This is a genomic window from Cellulosimicrobium cellulans (assembly GCF_016907755.1).
Classification (GTDB): domain Bacteria; phylum Actinomycetota; class Actinomycetes; order Actinomycetales; family Cellulomonadaceae; genus Cellulosimicrobium; species Cellulosimicrobium cellulans_D.
Genome location: NZ_JAFBCN010000001.1, coordinates 1,219,731 through 1,235,781 on the forward strand (window position 1 = coordinate 1,219,731; position 16,051 = coordinate 1,235,781).

Here is a 16,051-nt window from a genome sequence, read left to right on the forward strand (position 1 = left end):
CAGGGCGCGAGAACGACGGCAACCTCGTGTTCGGCACGTCACCGGGGTGGCGGGGAAGGTTCGGCCGGGCCCGGTCGTTGAGGGGGGCGTGAGCTCGGTGACGGACGTGCGGGAGACGGTGGGCACGGGTGCGAGGGGCGCCGGTGGCCCGGGGGGCGCCGTGCGCGACGTCGTGGTCGTCGGTGCCGGGCAGGCGGGGCTCTCCGCCGCGTACCACCTGCGGCGCGCCGGGCTCGACCCGCTCGTGCTCGACGGCGGTCGTGGCCCCGGGGGCGCGTGGCAGGAGCGCTGGGACTCGCTCACGATGGCGGAGACGCACGCCGTGCACGACCTCCCGGGCGTCCCCCTCCCGGCGGGCGACCCCGCGGAGCGCGCCAACGTCGCGGTGCCGCGCTACTACGCGGCGTACGAGCGCGAGAACGACCTGCGCGTCGTGCGCCCGGTCACGGTCGACGTCGTGGCGCAGGACCCGGACGACCCCGCCCTGCTGCGTGTGCGCGCCACGGTCGGCACCGGGCCGGACGCGCACGGGCTCACCGTGCGGACGCGCACCCTCGTCAACGCGACGGGCACGTGGACCCGGCCGTTCTGGCCCCGCTACCCGGGGATGGAGACGTTCCGCGGACGCCAGCTCCACACGCACGACTTCCGGTCCGCCGAGGACTTCGCCGGGCAGCACGTCGTGGTCGTGGGCGGCGGGGCGTCGGCGACGCAGCTCCTGCTCCAGATCGCCCCGCACGCGTCGGGGACCACGTGGGTCACGCGCAGGGAGCCCGTCTGGGTCGAGGAGGAGTTCTCGCCCGAGCTCGGCCGGGCCGCCGTCGCGCGCGTCGCCGAGCGCACCGCGGCGGGGCTGCCGCCCGGGAGCGTCGTCTCCGTGACGGGCCTGCCGCTCTCCCCGCGCTACCGCGCCGGGATCGCGAGCGGGGTGCTGCGGCGCCGGCCGATGTTCGACCGGGTGACGGCGTCGGGCGTCGAGTGGGCCGCGGGCGCGAACGACGACGGCCTGCTGTTCCAGCCCGCCGACGTCATCCTCTGGGCCACCGGGTTCCGGGCGGCGCTCGACCACCTCGCGCCGCTCGGCCTGCGCGCGCCCGGCGGCGGGATCGTCCTCGACGGCACGACGGCGGCCCGTGACCCCCGCGTGCAGCTCGTCGGGTACGGCCCGAGCGCGTCGACGATCGGTGCCAACCGCGCCGGGCGCGAGGCCGCGCGGGGCGTGCTGCGTGCGCTCGGACCGCGCCCGGAGCACCACGGCGCGGCAGGATCTCGGCGTCCGGTGGCGGCGTAAGGGCTCGTCAGGGCGGCCCGCCGGGACCTACCGTGCTCCGGTGAGCACCGAGCCGCCCGCCCCCGATCCGTCGACGCCTCCGTCGACCCCGACCTCCGACGTCCCCGCACTCCCGACGCAGCGCCGCACCCTGACGACCCTCGCCGCGACGCAGGTGCTCTCGGGCGTCGGCGTCGCGAGCGGGATCGCGGTCGCCCCGCTCGTCGCGTCCGCGCTCTCGGGGTCGGACGCGATCGCGGGCCTCACCTCGACGTCGGGCGTCGTCGGCGCCGCGCTGGTCGCGCTGCCCCTCGCGCACGTCGCGGGACAGCGCGGGCGGCGGCCCTCCCTGCTCCTCGGCTTCGGCGTCGCGACCGGCGGGGCGGTCCTCGCGACGGTCGCCGTGCTCGTCGGCTCCTGGCCGTTGCTCGTCGTCGCGATGCTCTTCTTCGGGTCGGGGACCGCGGCGGGCCTGGCGTCGCGCTTCGCGGCGACCGACCTCGCGACGCCGCAGCGGCGGGCCCGCGACTTGTCGGTGGTGGTGTGGGCGACGACGGTCGGGTCCGTCGTCGGCCCGACGCTCGCCGGCGTCGCGGACCGTGTCGCCGGGCCGGGCCTGCGCCTCGGTGGCGACGGGCACGCGCAGCACGGCGCCACGGCCCCGAGCGCCGCACCGTTCGTCCTCGCGGCGGTCGCGTTCGCGCTGGCGGCCGCCGTCGTCGTGGTCTGGCTGCGACCGGACCCGCTGCTCGCGTCGCGCGCGATGGCCGACTCTGTGCCCGACGCGGTGCCCGACGTGGTGTCCGACGCAGGGCCCGGTGCGGTGCCCGGCGCGGCCTCGGGTGCGGCGCCGGGGGCGGGACCGGGCGACGGCAAGGGATCGTCGTGGCGCGACGGCCTGCGCGCCGGGTGGGCCGTCGTGTCGGCCAGCCCGACGGCGCGCCTCGCCCTCGGCGCGATCGTCCTCAGCCACCTCGTCATGGTCGGGCTCATGTCGATGACGCCCGTCCACATGAACCACGGCGGCGCGACGCTCCAGGTCGTCGGGCTCGTCATCAGCGCGCACATCGCGGGCATGTACGCGCTGAGCCCGGTCGTGGGGTGGCTCGCGGACCGGGTCGGGCACGCGCGCGTCCTCTACGTCGGGGGTGCGCTGCTCCTCGCGGCGGCGGTCGTCGTCGCGGGCGCGCCGGGCGAGGACTCCGCGCGCCTGACGGTCGGCCTCGTGCTCCTGGGGCTCGGGTGGTCGTGCGGGCTCGTCGCCGGGTCGGCACTGCTCGTCGACGCCACGCCCGGGCCGTCGCGCACGTCCGTGCAGGGGCTCTCCGACCTCGCGATGAACACGGGCGGCGCGGTCGGCGGCATCCTCGCCGGCGCGATCATCGGGTTCTCGTCGTACGGCGCGCTCGCGTGGGGCGCCGCGGCCCTCGTCGTCGTGTGCGCGGTCGTCGCGGCCCCGCTGGCGCGGCGGGCCACCCTGCGCTGACGGAGGCCGGGCCGACGGAGGCCGGGCTGACGGAGGCCGACGAGATCGGCGCTCCCGGCCCAGATCGGCAGTCGCGGCTGCCGATCTCGAGAGGGAGTGCCGATGTCGCGGTGCCCCCAGGTCAGGGGCGGAGCGCGGCAGGGAGGGTCGTGCGGTCGTCCCGGCGGACGGCGCCCGCCTGCGCCGGGGTGAGGAAGAGCGCACGCGCGAGGTCGGCACCGCGCGCGTCGGCTCCCCGGAGGTCCGCGCCGAGGAGGTCGACGGCGTCCAGCCGGGCGTCGCGCAGGTCGGCGCCCAGCAGCAGCGCGCCGCGCAGGTCGGACCCGGTGAGGTCGAGACCGCGCAGGTCGGCGCCGACGAGGTCCGCGCCGGGCCGCAGGCGGCGGCGCACGCCGCCGTCCGGCGCCCGGTGCCCGACGGCGTGCCCCGGCTTCCCCCGGACGTGCCCCGCGGCATGTCCTCCGCCGCGTACCGCCCGCGACCCGGTGCCCGCATCTTCTCGACGGCGAGGACGGCGCGACGCGCCGCGCCGAGCCGTGTCGCGCACGAGGGCGCTCGCGCGGTCGACCAACGGACCGACGTCGCGGCGGACGGCGCCGACGTCGAGCGCGAGGAGGTCCGCCGGGGCGAGGTCCGCGAGGGGTGCGGTCCGGTCGAGGGCGCGCCGGGCGTCGTCGTGCACGGGCGCCGCGGCGGGGAGCGACAGCACCTCGGCGAGGTACCAGAGCAGCTCGTGGAGCTGCGTGACGACGGGGAGCGCGGCGAACGCGTCGTTCGCGGCGGCCGGGTCGTCGCGCCACGTCGCGCCGTCGTGCGCGGACCGGACGGCCGCCGTCACGCGCTGGCCGGCCCCGAGGCAGTCGTACGCGACGCAGCCGGGGAACCCGGACTCGCGCAGCCGTGAGTGGATGCCGCAGCCGAAGTCGTCGCGCAGGTTCGGGCAGGGCGTGCCCGCGGGCTTGTCGATCGCGAAGTCGGCGGAGCGCACCAGGTGCAGCCCGACGCAGCACAGGCCGGTGCAGCGGGAGCAGTCGCTGCGCAGGCCGAGCTGCTCGACGAGGAGGGCGCGACCGTCGGCCGCGGGAACGGGTGGCACGTCCCGACGCTACGCCGTCCGCGGGACGCCGGGCACGGACATATCGGGGAGCGGGCGCGGGAAGGCGACCGGGTCCGGTGCGACCCGGCCGCCGTCCCGCGACCGGCGTGCGGGCTCAGGGAGCGGTGCAGGCTACGGCGGGGGCGGTGGTCGGGGCGGCGCCCGTCGCGATGAACCCGGCGGTCGTCGTGGCGCCCGCGGCGAGGGCGCCGTTCCACGCGGCGTTCGTCACCTGCTCGCCCGCGGCGGTCGCGCCGTGCACGCCGCCCCACAGCTGTGCGACGGCGGTGCCCGAGGGCAGCGCGAACGTCGCCGTCCAGCCCGCGACCGCGACGTCACCCGCCGTGACGACGAGCTCGCCCTGCCACCCGCCGGGCCACGAGCTCGCGACGCGGACCGTCGCCGAGCACGCCCCGTCGTCCGGAGGGTCGGTCGGGTCCACCGGCCCGTCGCCGCCGAACCACGACGCCTCGACCGCGGTCTCGCGCAGGCCGCCCGGACCGTCGATCACGCGCGTCCCCCACGCGCTCGGCGCCGCGGCGTCGAACCCGAGGACCAGGTCGAGGTACGGGTCGGTGTTGCCGCTCCACGACCACGCGAGCCAGCCGAGGTCGAGTCGGTTCGCCTCCGCGATGACGACGTCCGCGTCGACGTCGCCCTCGGCGCGCTTCCAGCCGAACTCGCCGACCATGATCGGCAGCCCGGCGTCCACGAAGTCCTCGAGGTAGTCCGTGACCGTCGCCGCCTGCGCGTACACGCCGTACATGTGGATAGAGAAGATCGTGTTCGCGTCCGGGTCGGCGTCGAACACGCCCTGCGCCTCGGCACGCATGACGTTCGTCCAGTCCTGTCCCCAGTTGGGGGCGTCGACGACGATCGCGTGCTCGTAGCCGATGCCGCGCAGGCGCTGGATCGCGGCCGACGTCTCGGGCGCCCACCGCTGGTTGACCGTCGCGTCGTTGCCGAACGGCTCGTTGCCGATGTTGACGAGGACGAAGTCCTCGGTGCCGGCGAGCGTCGGGTACAGGTCCTCCCAGTAGTCGACCGCCTGGTCGAGCGTGCCGGCGTCGGGCGCGTACTGGTCGCCGTAGCCCGTCGTGTCGTGCACCTCGAGGACGCACACGAGGCGGTTCTCCTCGCACAGGTCGACGACGTGCGCGACGTCCTCGGGCGAGTTGCGCGTCCACTGGTCTCCGCTCGACAGGACGACGCGGACCGTGTTGGCGCCCGTGGCCTTGATGTCGGCGAAGGACCCCGTGGTGTGGGTGTACCAGGTGTGGGCGTGGTTGACGCCGCGCAGCACGAGGTCCGTACCGTCGGCCTCGACGACCCTCCCGTCCGCGACGTGGATGCCCGGCGGGGTGTCCGCCCCGGCATCTGTCTCGGTGGCCGCCGCCGACCGCGCGGTGACCGTCGCGACCGCGCCGCACGTGGCGAGGACCGCGGCGGTCACGAGCGCGGCGACGAGCGGGGCGGACCGTCCGGTCCCGGGCGGTCGGGCGGCGTCGGGTGCGGGAGCGGTGCGGCTCATGGGACGACCTCGTCTCTGTCGGCTGCGCACGCCCGGGTCGGCGTGCCCCGACATCGTGGGGTCGGGGCGCCGCCGTCGGGCAGGCCTGAACCGATTAAGCGACGTCGTGCGCCGCCGAGAACGAGCCCGCCCGCCCACGAGAACGGGGTTGGTGTCGTTCTCCGCCGGAGAACGACACCAACCCCGTGGTCGGCGGTGGGCCGGTCAGTCGTCCGAGGACGACGGCTTCTGCAGGCCGGCCGAGATGAGGTCCATCACCGACGAGTCGGCGAGGGTCGTCGCGTCGCCGACGGTGCGGTTCTCCGCGACGTCGCGCAGCAGGCGGCGCATGATCTTGCCGGACCGCGTCTTGGGCAGCTCCGGCACGACGAGGATGCGCTTCGGCTTGGCGATGGGCCCGATCTCCTTCGCCACGTGGTTGCGCAGGTCGGTCTGCACCGCGGCGGCGCCGTCGGCGTCCGCGGCCCGGGCCGCGTGCTCGCCGCGCAGGATGACGAACGCGACGACGGCCTGGCCCGTGAGGTCGTCGCTCGCGCCGACGACCGCCGCCTCGGCGACGATCTCGTTCGACACGAGCGCGGACTCGATCTCCGTGGTGGACAGGCGGTGGCCCGAGACGTTCATGACGTCGTCGACGCGGCCGAGGAGCCAGATGTCGCCGTCCTCGTCCTTCTTGGCGCCGTCGCCCGCGAAGTAGATCCCCGGGAAGCGCGACCAGTACGTGTCCTTGAAGCGCTCGAGGTCGCCCCAGATGCCGCGCAGCATCGACGGCCACGGCTCGGACAGCACGAGGTATCCGCCGCCCCCGTTCGGCACGGAGTGTGCCTCGTCGTCGACGACGTCCGCGACGATGCCCGGGAGCGGCACCTGGGCGGAGCCCGGCTTGGCGGCCGTGACGCCCGGCAGGGGCGAGATCATGATCGCGCCCGTCTCGGTCTGCCACCACGTGTCGACGATGGGCGTGCGGTCGCCGCCGATGACGCGGCGGTACCACATCCACGCCTCGGGGTTGATGGGCTCGCCCACCGAGCCGAGGACGCGCAGCGACGAGAGGTCGAACTTCGCCGGGATCTCCTCGCCCCACTTCATGCACGCGCGGATCGCGGTCGGCGCCGTGTAGAGGATCGAGACCTTGTACTTCTCGACGATCTCCCACCAGCGGCCCTGGTGCGGGGAGTCCGGGGTGCCCTCGTAGATCACCTGGGTCGCGCCGTTGAGCAGCGGCCCGTAGACGACGTACGAGTGGCCCGTGACCCAGCCGATGTCGGCGGTGCACCAGTAGACGTCGCTCTCGGCCTTGAGGTCGAAGACGTTGCGGTGCGTGTACGCGGCCTGCGTGAGGTAGCCGCCGGTCGTGTGCAGGATGCCCTTGGGCTTCCCGGTCGTGCCGGACGTGTAGAGGATGAACAGCGGGTGCTCGGCCTCGACCCACACGGGCGTGTGCGTCGTGTCGGCCGACTCGAGCGCGTCGTGCCACCACACGTCGCGGCCCTCGGTCCACGCGGTGTCCTGGCCCGTGCGACGCACGACGAGCACGTGCTCGACCGTGGTCGGGTCCGCGCCCTCCTTGGGCGCGAGCGCCTCGTCGACCGCGGGCTTGAGGGCGGAGGCCGCGCCGCGGCGGTACCCGCCGTCGGCCGTGATGACGAGCTTCGCCTCGGCGTCGGCGATGCGGCTGCGCAGCGCGTCGGCCGAGAACCCGCCGAACACGACCGAGTGCGGTGCCCCCACCCGCGCGCACGCGAGCATCGCGACGACGGCCTCGACGACCATCGGCAGGTAGATGACGACGCGGTCGCCGGTCTCGACGCCGAGCGCCGCGAGCGCGTTGGCGGCGCGCGACACGTCGCGCTGCAGCTCCGCGTACGTCACCGTGCGGGTGTCGCCCGGCTCACCCTCGAAGTGGATCGCGACCCGGTCGCCCAGGCCCGCCTCGACGTGACGGTCCACCGCGTTGTAGGCGGCGTTGAGCGTGCCGTCCGCGAACCAGCGCGCGACGGGGGCCTGCGACCAGTCGAGCGTCTCGGTGAACGGCGTGCGCCACGTGACGAGGTCGTTCGCCTGCCGCGCCCAGAACGCGAGCCGGTCGGCCCGCGCCTCCTCGTAGAGCTCGGGCTGCGCGTTCGCCTGCGCGGCGAACTCCGGGCTCGGCGGGAAGCTCCGGGTCTCGTGGAGGAGGTTCTCCAACCCGGGCTGGGCAGTGGTGGACTCGTTCTCTGGCACGCTGACCTCCGGTGCGCATCGACTCTGGTGCGGTCCGCCGGCGCGCGACGCGTCGCGCCCGGGGAGGCGGGTCCCTGTAGGGCCTCGTCGCGGGCGAGTCTAGACCTCGCGCGTGACGCGGGTCACCGCGTCCATGATTCGGGCGCCCTCCTAGCAAACTCGGTCCGCGGCGTCTCCGGTCGCCGTCCGTGAGGGGGGTTGACATCCTGGGGTGGCGCGCCGGACGGGGGAGGGAGACGCGCCAGTGGGCCAGATCACCTTCGTCCACCAGGACGCGCTCGGAGCGGTCACGGGGTGGTTGCGGGCCGGCCACGACGTGGTCCTGCGCGGCGACGCCGGGTCGGGCAAGAGCACCGTCCTGCGCGCGCTCGTCGGGCCGCTGCGGTCGTCGGGCACCGCGGTCGTGGAGCTGCCCGGCGCGGGGACGGGCGACGCCGTCCCCTTCGCCGCCTTCGCGACCCACCCCCCGTGCTGCGGCCCCGCGGCTCGGGCCGCGGCGGTGCGGCCGACGCGGCGGCCGTGCTGGCCGAGGCCCTGGGCACCCGCTCCGCGGTGGTCCTCGTCGACGACGTCCACCTGCTGGACCGGGCGTCGCTGACCGTCGTGGCGGCCGCCGCCCGGCAGCGACCCGACCAGGTCCGACATGTCGGTGACGTTCGAGGTGTCGAAGCGGAGGGTGTGGGCCCCGATCGTCGAGTTCCGGAACATGGCCGACATGTCGGTGACGTTCGAGGTGTCCCAGGGGATCGAGGCGGAGACGATGCTCCACCAGTTGATGCTGCCGGCGCCGTCGAACATGTGCGCCATGGTGGTGACGTTCGCGGTCTGGAGGCCGTTCACGCTGAGCTCCTGGGACGTGGCCGTCGACGCGTTCGCGAACGCGGAGGAGAAGTCCGTGATCGTGGACGGCGCACCGTTGATGTACGTCATGTTCACGGCGTTGGAGAAGGCGTACGCGGCGGAGGTGGTGCCGACGGCGTCCGTCCACTGGTTGACGCCCTTGAGGGCACCGATCTCGGCGACCGTCTGCGTGGGCGACCCCAGGCCCTCGAACGTGCCCGTGACCGTGACGTAGGCCTGCCCTGTGCCGGTGCCCGCGTAGGTGTGGCAGTTCCGGCCGTCCACGGCGGGCACGGAGACCTCGCCTGCCCCGCTCGCGTAGTCGCGCCAGTTGATCGTGGCGTCCGGCTCCGTGAGGTAGAGGCACAGGGACCGGTCGGCGTCGAGCCCCAGGTCGAAGTCGAACGCGACGGTCCCGCCCGCAGGCGGCGCCGCGCCGGTGGTGATCGTGCCGGCGTCGAGCGTCGCGGTGTCCGTCCAGCCGTGCCCGTTCGTGAGCGTCACGACGAGGCCGGTGAGGTCGACCGTCTGCGTGCCCGACGGCAGCCCCGCGTCCGCGGCGACGGTGAGGACGAGCGCCACGGACTGGTGTCCGTCCGCGTCCGAGTCAGCGCCGAGGACGGGCGTGGGGTCCGACGAGACGGTGACGGACACGTGGTCCGCGACCGCGGCCGGGACCCGCGCGCCGGCGACCGTGAACGTGGCCCGGAGGTTGTCCCCGACGGCGGTCACGGGGACCCCCACGACGGTGTGCGTGAGCGTCGTGCCCGCCGTGAGCCGGTCGGTCGCCGGGTCGAACGGCGACCCGGACCTCGTCCAGGTGCCGCCGGGGAGGGCGTCCTGGTCGAGGCCGAGGCTGCCGGTGGTCACCGACGACGTGCCGAGCGGCGCGCTGTCGTTCCACGCCGCGTACGCCCCCGTGGCCGGCAGCGAGATCAGCAGCACGACCGCCGCGGCCGCGGCGAGCAGGGTCGCGCGCAGCGGGCTCGTGGAGCGTGCCTGGCCGTTCATGTCAGGTGTCCCGTCTGAGGGTGCGAGTCGTGCGGGCCGGTCGGCGACCGGCGGTCCGGCGGGGAGGCCGGTGGAGCCACGGGCGGGGCAGGAAGGGGGCGCGACCGCCCCGCCCGTGGGGATCGTGGGTGGTCAGGGAAGCTGGTTGTCGGCGGCCTTCTGCTGGAGCGAGACGTCGATCTGGCTGAGGTCGACGGCCTCGGTCATCGAGCCGCCGGCGGTCTCGTCGAAGGTGATCGTGACGACGGCGCTCAGCGTGCGTGGCGTCGAGCCGGTGTCGGTGATCGTCGTGACGGGGGTGGTGCCGTCCAGCAGCTGGACGTCGGCGGTCACGTCCTCCGGAAGCGTGAAGCTGTCTCCGTAGGTGACGGCGGCATCGACGAGGATGTTCTCGCCCTCCGCCGTCACGGAGACCGGCACGGTGCCCGTGAGCACGTCACCGGGAACGAGCCGGAAGTCGGTGATGGCGTCGATCGTGTGACCCTTGTTGGCGCCCGGGGTGTCGTCGACCCAGGTTGCGCTGCCGAACGTCGCCTCGAGCTGTCCGACGGCCGTGCCGGTTCCACCGATCGCGCCGCTCTGGTTCCACAGCGCGAACGTGCCCGCACCGCCGAGGAGGACGGCGACGCCGGCCGCGGCGGCGACCGAGCCCTTGACGGCCCCGTGGTTCTTCTTCGTGGTGGTGGTCATGGTGCTCGATCCCCTCTGGGTGGGTCGGTCGCGCACCGCGCGCGCCCGTCTTCCAGCAGGATCGGGTCGCGCGAGACCGCACGGGGGTGCGCACGGGCGACTGAGTAGGTAGCGACGACGCGCCCACCAGGACCGTTACGGATGCCCGAGGCAACTTTGAGGGTCGGCGGCCGGGACTGAGTCGTCCCGGGCCTGGCGCGCGGCCCGGCGCACGGCCCGGCGCGCGGCCCGGCGCACGACCAGCGTGCCGGGTCCGCGGGGCGAGGCCCGCCGTCGGGCCGGAGCGGGAGACCGGGCCTCGGGTCAGCCGCGCGCCCGGCGCTGGCGCACCGCCTCGTACAGCACGACCGTCGTGGCGCTCGCGGCGTTGAGCGAGCTCGCCGAGCCGAGCATGGGGATGCTGACCATGACGTCGCACGCCTCGCGCCACCCGGCGCTGAGGCCGGACGTCTCGTTGCCGGTGAGGACGAGGGTCGGCCCCGTGAGGTCGTGCTCGGCGAGCTCGACGTCGCCGTGCTCGTCCGTCCCGAGCAGGGTCAGCGGGACCCCGGCCGTGCGCTGCGCGGCGACCCACTCCAGGACGTCGCGCCCGGCGGGGACGCGGACCGTCGGCACGGAGAAGATCGAGCCGGTGCTGGCGCGCACGGCGCGCGGGTCGTACGGGTCCGCGGCGTGCCCCGCGACGACCAGCCCGCCGCCGCCGAACGCGTCGAGCGAGCGCGCGACGGTCCCGACGTTGCCCGGGCTCGTGGGGCGGTCGAGCACGACGCCGAGGAACGCGGCGTCGTCCCCGGAGGCGCGGCCGCCCACGGCGATCCGCCCCAGGTCGTCGGGCGGCGTCGCGACGACCGCGAGCAGCTCGGGCGCGTCGTCGTCCTTGCCACCGAGCTCGCGCATGAGCTCCGACGACACGGCGAACCGCTGGGTGCGGACGCGGTCGAGCATCGCGTGCGCCCAGCTCGACAGCGACCGGTCCGCGTCGACGAGCCACGTCCGCACGGTCCAGCCCGACTCGACCGCGAGCGTGATCGGGCGGACCCCCTGGACGAGCGTCTCGCCCGCGCGGTGCCGCTTGGTGCGGTTGGTGAGGAGCGCCTCCCACTGCTGGAACGCGGCGTTGCGGGTGGTGACGCGCTGCACGGTCAGGCCTCCGGGGTGGTGGTCGAGGTCGGCGAGACCGACGTGGGCACCGTCGCGGGCGCGACGCGCGGGAGCCCGCCGGTGAGCGCGGCGGGCTCGGCCTCGTCGGCCTCGCGCGCGGCGCGCTCGACCGCGGCGGCGACGAGGGTCGTCACCTCGGGGTTGAACACGCTCGGGATGATGTAGGTGGGGTTGAGCTGGTCCTCGTGGATCGCGGACGCGAGGGCGCGCGCCGCGGCGAGCAGCATGCCGTCGGTGATGCGGTGCGACTGCGCGTCGAGGAGGCCGCGGAACACGCCCGGGAACGCGAGGACGTTGTTGATCTGGTTCGCGAAGTCGGAGCGCCCGGTGCCGACGATCGCCGCGTGCCGCGCCGCCTCGACCGGGTCGACCTCGGGGCGTGGGTTCGCCATCGCGAAGACGATCGCACCGGGCGCCATGCGCGCGACGTCGTCGCCGGTGAGGACGTCGGGCGCGGAGACGCCGATGAAGACGTCCGCGTCCACGACGGCCTCGCGCAGCGTCCCCGTGACGTGCCGCGGGTTGGTGCTGACCGCCGTCCACGCGAGCGACGGGGACAGGCCCGGACGCCCGGGATGCACGACGCCCTCGACGTCCGCGACGACGACGTCGTGCGCGCCCGCCGCGAGCAGCAGCTTGAGCACCGCGGTCCCGGCGGCGCCGGCGCCCGACAGGACGATGCGCACGTCGGGCAGCTCCTTGCCGACGACCTTGAGCGCGTTCGTCAGCGCCGCGAGCGCGACGATCGCCGTGCCGTGCTGGTCGTCGTGGAACACCGGGATGTCGAGCTCGGCGCGCAGCCGCGCCTCGATCTCGAAGCAGCGCGGCGCCGAGATGTCCTCGAGGTTGATGCCCGCGAACACGGGCGCGATGGCCTTGACGGTCCGCACGATCTCGTCGACGTCGGTCGTGTCGAGCGCGATGGGGAACGCGTCGATGTCCGCGAACCGCTTGAACAGCGCGGCCTTGCCCTCCATGACCGGGAGCGAGGCGAGCGGCCCGATGTCGCCCAGCCCGAGCACCGCCGACCCGTCGGTGACGACGGCGATGGTGTTGCGCTTGATCGTGAGCCGCCGCGCGTCGTCGGGCTTGGCCGCGATGGCCTCGCACACGCGCGCGACGCCGGGCGTGTAGATCATCGAGAGGTCGTCGCGGTTGCGGATCGGCACCTTGGACTCGATCTTCAGCTTGCCGCCCAGGTGCAGCAGGAACGTGCGGTCCGAGACGCGGTCGACGACGACGCCCGGCAGCGCGCGCAGCGCCTCGACGATCTGCCCGGCGTGCTCCTCGCCGCGCGTCGCGACCGTCACGTCGACCGTGATGCGCTCGTGGCCTGACGCCGTGACGTCGAGCGCGGAGACGATCCCGCCCGTGTGCTCGATCGCCGTCGTCAGCTCGCTCACGGCGGTGGGGCGCGCCTCGACCTGGAGACGGACGGTGATGGAGGAGGAGACACTCGGCGCTGACGTCATGGGCTCCAGTATCGCGCGGCGACCACCTGCCGGGCACGACGACGGCGCCCCCTCAGGAGCGCCGTCCCGCCAGCATCGTGGCGGCTATCAGGCGTGCAACCGTGTCCGCTGCAACGGTCCGGGGTGGCCGTCGTGGCCGGGTCCCGTCCGGTCAGCGAGTCCCTACGTGGACTTCCAGCGCGTGGGTACCGCCGCGATGCTGTTGTCCCTCCATCACAGCCCGGGCGGGAGAGGAACGCAACCGCGCGCGAGGGACGTGCACACCGTGTTCTACGACCGTTCGAACAGGCCGGTGCGGTTGGTCCGGGAGGTCCGGATCGAGCGTCCGCGCTCAGCCCCGACGGCGCAGCGCGCGCCACACCAGCCACGCCACGACGCCGAGCGCGACGACCCCCGCCGCGGCGAGGACCGGCGTCGACCCGGCGAGGTGCGACCGCAGGGCGACGGGCTTCGAGAACGTCAGGGCGCCCCAGCCGTGCTCGGCGGCGAGCCGGCGCAGCGTCCGGTCGGGGTTGACGACGAACGCGTGCCCGACGGCGCCCAGCATCGGGGCGTCGGTCACGGAGTCGGAGTAGGCGTAGCTCGCCTCCAGGTCGTACCCCTCGCGCCCGGCGAGCTCGCGGAGCGCGACGGCCTTGTTCTCGCCGTACGCGTAGAAGTCGATCGCTCCCGTGTACCGGCCGTCCTCGACGGCCATGCGCGACGAGATCGCGTGGTCGGCGCCCAGCACCGCCGCGATGGGCTCGACGACCTCGCTCCCGGAGGCGGACACGATGACGACGTCGTGCCCGTGCTCGTGGTGGGACTCGATGAGCTCGACCGCCTCCGCGTAGACGACGGGGTCGATGTGCTCGTGCAGCGTCTCCTCGACGATGCGCGACACCGTGGCGACGTCCCACCCGGTCACGAGGCTCGACAGGTGCGCGCGCATCCGCTCGGTCTGGTCCGCGTCCGCGCCGCCGACCATGAAGAGGAAGTGCGCGTACGCGCTGCGCAGCACGTCCCCGCGGTTGATGAGCCCGCCGGCGAAGAACGGCCGGGAGAACGCCGCGGCCGACGACGTCGCGATGATCGTCTTGTCCAGGTCGAAGAACGCGGCGACCCGGCCGGTGCGCGGCGGGTGCGGCGGGTCCGGGAGCGGGTTCACGGTCGCGAGCCTAGCGGCGGAACGTGGCCGTCCACAGGAGCGCTCGCCGGGGCACCCGTCCACAGGTCGCGCGCGCGGCCCGACGACGACCGGCCGGTCACGGCAGGGTGGGCGCCGGTCGACGGGCGGCGGGGGAGGACGTGATGGGCGGAGCGGTCGTGGCGGTGGTGGGGGCGCGCGGCGGGGCAGGGGCGAGCGTCGTCGCGTCCTCGCTCGCCCGCGCGGTGGCGCGACGTCGCGCACCCACCTGCCTGGTCGACCTCGCGCTCGTGGGCGGTGGCCTCGACGTGCTCCTCGGCGTCGAGCAGGACCCGGGCGTGCGCTGGCCCGACCTCGCCGACGCGCGCGGCCGGCTCGACGGCGAGGACCTCCTCGCGCGCCTGCCGCGGTGGGGCACGGTCCCCGTCGTCAGCACCGAGCGCGGCGGTGGCCCGGAGCCCGCGGCGCTCGCGGACGTCGTGGCGGCGCTCGCCGAGGTCACGTCCGGGCGGTCGGGGGTGCTCGTGCTCGACGTCGACCGTGCCGCGCTCGGGTCCGGTGCGCTCGGGTCCGGCCTGTTCGGTCCCGCGCTGCTCGGGGCGTGCGACGAGGTGCTGGTCGTGACGCCGCTCGACGTGGCCGGGGTCGCGGGCGCGGCGGCGGTGCGCGACCGGGTCCCCGGTCCGGCGGCGCTCGTGCTGCGCCGGCCGGCCCCGGGACGGTTGTCCGGCGGCGAGGTCGCGGACGCCGTCGGGCTCGAGGTCGCCGCGACGGTCGGCTGGGACCGGGCGCTCGCCGGGGCGATCGAGCGCGGCCAGGGTCCGCGCGCCGGCCGGGGGCCGGTCGTCCGCGCGGGTCGGGACCTCGCGGTGCGGTACGTGGGGAGCGACCGGTGAGCGGGCGCGACGCGGCTCCGGGACGGACCGAGCGGGGGCGCGGCCCGCTGCTCGACGGCGTCCGGGACCGCCTCGTGCGCGCCGGCGCCGAGCCGGGAGCCGGGTCGGGGGCGGGACCCGACGACGCGGCCGTCGCCGACGCGCTGCGGGCGTCCGGGCGCGTGCTCGGTACCACCGCGCTGCGAGAGCTCACCCGCACGGCGCACGCGGAGATCTTCGGTGCCGGTCCTCTCCAGCGCTACCTCGACGAGCCGGGCGTGACCGACGTGCTCGTCAACGGGCCGGACGAGGTCTGGGTCGACCGCGGCGCCGGGCTCCAACGGGTCGTCGTCCCGATCGGCGGGCCGGAGGCCGTGCGGTCGCTGGCCGTGCGGCTCGCCGCCGCGGGCGGGCAGCGCCTCGACGACGCCTCGCCCGTGGTCGACGCCCGGCTCCCCGACGGGACGCGCCTCCATGCGGTAGTGGCACCCGTGTGCGGGCCCGGAGCCGTGATCTCGCTGCGCGTGCTGCGGACGCGGACGTTCGGGCTGGCCGACCTCGTCGCCTCCGGCACGGTCCCGCGCGTCTGGGAGCCGGTCCTGCGCGGGCTCGTCGCCCGGCGCGCGAGCGTGCTCGTGTCCGGCGGGACCGGGACCGGCAAGACGACGCTGCTCGCCGCGCTGCTCGCGCTCGTCCCGCCCGACGAGCGCATCGTCTGCGTCGAGGAGGCGCGCGAGCTCGACCCGGACCACCCGCACGTCGTCCCGCTCACCGCGCGCCGGGCGAACGTCGAGGGCGCCGGCGGGGTCGACCTCGCCGACCTCGTGCGCGCCGCGCTGCGGATGCGGCCCGACCGCATCGTGCTGGGCGAGTGCCGCGGCGCCGAGGTCCGGGAGGTGCTCATGGCGCTCAACACCGGCCACGAGGGTGGGTTGGCGACCATCCACGCCAACGACGTCGAGGTGATCCCCGCCCGGCTGGAGGCTCTCGCGGCGCTCGCGGGCATGGACCGGGCCGCCGTGGCGGCGCAGGCCGTCGGCGGGCTCGACGTGGTGCTGCACCTGCGCCGCGTGCGCGCGGGCGGCACGACCCGGCGCGTGCTCGCCCAGGTCGGGGTCGTGCGGGGCGACGAGCGGGGCGGTCTGCGCGTGGACGTCGCGGGGTCGTGGGACGGGTCGCCGGGCTCGCGCGGTGGGTCTTCCGGCGGCGGTGCCGGACCGGTCGCGGGCCCGGCCTGGGACGAGCTCGTGGCGCGGTGGTGCGCGTGAGG

12 protein-coding genes are annotated in these 16,051 nt (G+C 75.4%); 4 read left to right on the plus strand and 8 right to left on the minus strand.

The genetic code is table 11. The features are described from left to right. Positions 1-160 precede the first annotated feature (160 nt). Together JOE63_RS05315 and JOE63_RS05320 are read left to right on the plus strand one after the other, a co-directional pair. Positions 161-1,291: an FAD-dependent oxidoreductase gene (locus JOE63_RS05315; RefSeq protein WP_087472750.1), complete on the plus strand. Its 1,131-nt coding sequence runs from the start codon at positions 161-163 to the stop codon at positions 1,289-1,291. A 40-nt stretch (positions 1,292-1,331) separates the two neighbouring features. After that, positions 1,332-2,756: an MFS transporter gene (locus JOE63_RS05320; RefSeq protein WP_204539694.1), complete on the plus strand. Its 1,425-nt coding sequence runs from the start codon at positions 1,332-1,334 to the stop codon at positions 2,754-2,756. A gap of 121 nt (positions 2,757-2,877) precedes the next feature. On the opposite strand, the gene JOE63_RS05325 is transcribed toward JOE63_RS05320, so the two are convergent. The 8 genes from JOE63_RS05325 to JOE63_RS05360 form a co-directional block, all read right to left on the minus strand. Beyond that, entirely contained in the window at positions 2,878-3,852 is a 975-nt protein-coding gene (locus JOE63_RS05325; protein WP_087471053.1) for a pentapeptide repeat-containing protein, read from the minus strand. Between the two features lie 115 nt (positions 3,853-3,967). Next, positions 3,968-5,383 (minus strand): cellulase family glycosylhydrolase, encoded by a 1,416-nt coding sequence (locus JOE63_RS05330; RefSeq protein WP_204539697.1) that lies wholly within the window; start codon positions 5,381-5,383, stop codon positions 3,968-3,970. A 204-nt stretch (positions 5,384-5,587) separates the two neighbouring features. Next, the gene (gene acs / locus JOE63_RS05335) at positions 5,588-7,606 is read right to left on the minus strand and encodes an acetate--CoA ligase (protein ID WP_204539699.1); all 2,019 of its coding nucleotides are present in this window, start codon (positions 7,604-7,606) and stop codon (positions 5,588-5,590) included. A gap of 150 nt (positions 7,607-7,756) precedes the next feature. Continuing rightward, positions 7,757-9,457, minus strand: a complete 1,701-nt coding sequence (locus JOE63_RS05340) for a BspA family leucine-rich repeat surface protein (RefSeq protein WP_204539701.1) — start codon at positions 9,455-9,457, stop codon at positions 7,757-7,759. A 132-nt stretch (positions 9,458-9,589) separates the two neighbouring features. Further along, positions 9,590-10,147: an alternate-type signal peptide domain-containing protein gene (locus JOE63_RS05345; RefSeq protein ID WP_204539703.1), complete on the minus strand. Its 558-nt coding sequence runs from the start codon at positions 10,145-10,147 to the stop codon at positions 9,590-9,592. 303 nt (positions 10,148-10,450) lie between these two features. Next, entirely contained in the window at positions 10,451-11,287 is an 837-nt protein-coding gene (locus JOE63_RS05350; RefSeq protein ID WP_307839944.1) for a TrmH family RNA methyltransferase, read from the minus strand. Positions 11,288-11,289: 2 nt separating this feature from the next. Next, on the minus strand, positions 11,290-12,780 hold the full coding sequence (locus JOE63_RS05355) for an NAD-dependent malic enzyme (protein ID WP_087471060.1): 1,491 nt from the start codon (positions 12,778-12,780) through the stop codon (positions 11,290-11,292). 331 nt (positions 12,781-13,111) lie between these two features. Further along, complete coding sequence (locus tag JOE63_RS05360; protein ID WP_204539705.1) at positions 13,112-13,927, minus strand: HAD family hydrolase; 816 nt, start codon at positions 13,925-13,927, stop codon at positions 13,112-13,114. Between the two features lie 143 nt (positions 13,928-14,070). Here JOE63_RS05360 and JOE63_RS05365 point away from each other — a divergent pair, with 143 nt between their 5' ends. Next, the gene (locus JOE63_RS05365; protein ID WP_204539709.1) at positions 14,071-14,802 is read left to right on the plus strand and encodes a pilus assembly protein FlpE; all 732 of its coding nucleotides are present in this window, start codon (positions 14,071-14,073) and stop codon (positions 14,800-14,802) included. After that, positions 14,799-16,049: a TadA family conjugal transfer-associated ATPase gene (locus JOE63_RS05370; protein ID WP_374058994.1), complete on the plus strand. Its 1,251-nt coding sequence runs from the start codon at positions 14,799-14,801 to the stop codon at positions 16,047-16,049. The genes JOE63_RS05365 and JOE63_RS05370 overlap by 4 nt, the downstream gene beginning before the upstream one ends. Positions 16,050-16,051: the final 2 nt, after the last annotated feature.

Bases quoted from the DNA above. Each gene is read 5' to 3' on its own strand.
- JOE63_RS05330 (WP_204539697.1), bottom strand. From the start codon at position 5,383: ATGAGCCGCACCGCTCCCGCACCCGACGCCGCCCGACCGCCCGGGACC.
- JOE63_RS05340 (WP_204539701.1), bottom strand. From the start codon at position 9,457: ATGAACGGCCAGGCACGCTCCACGAGCCCGCTGCGCGCGACCCTGCTC.
- JOE63_RS05345 (WP_204539703.1), bottom strand. From the start codon at position 10,147: ATGACCACCACCACGAAGAAGAACCACGGGGCCGTCAAGGGCTCGGTC.
- JOE63_RS05355 (WP_087471060.1), bottom strand. From the start codon at position 12,780: ATGACGTCAGCGCCGAGTGTCTCCTCCTCCATCACCGTCCGTCTCCAG.
- JOE63_RS05365 (WP_204539709.1), top strand. From the start codon at position 14,071: ATGGGCGGAGCGGTCGTGGCGGTGGTGGGGGCGCGCGGCGGGGCAGGG.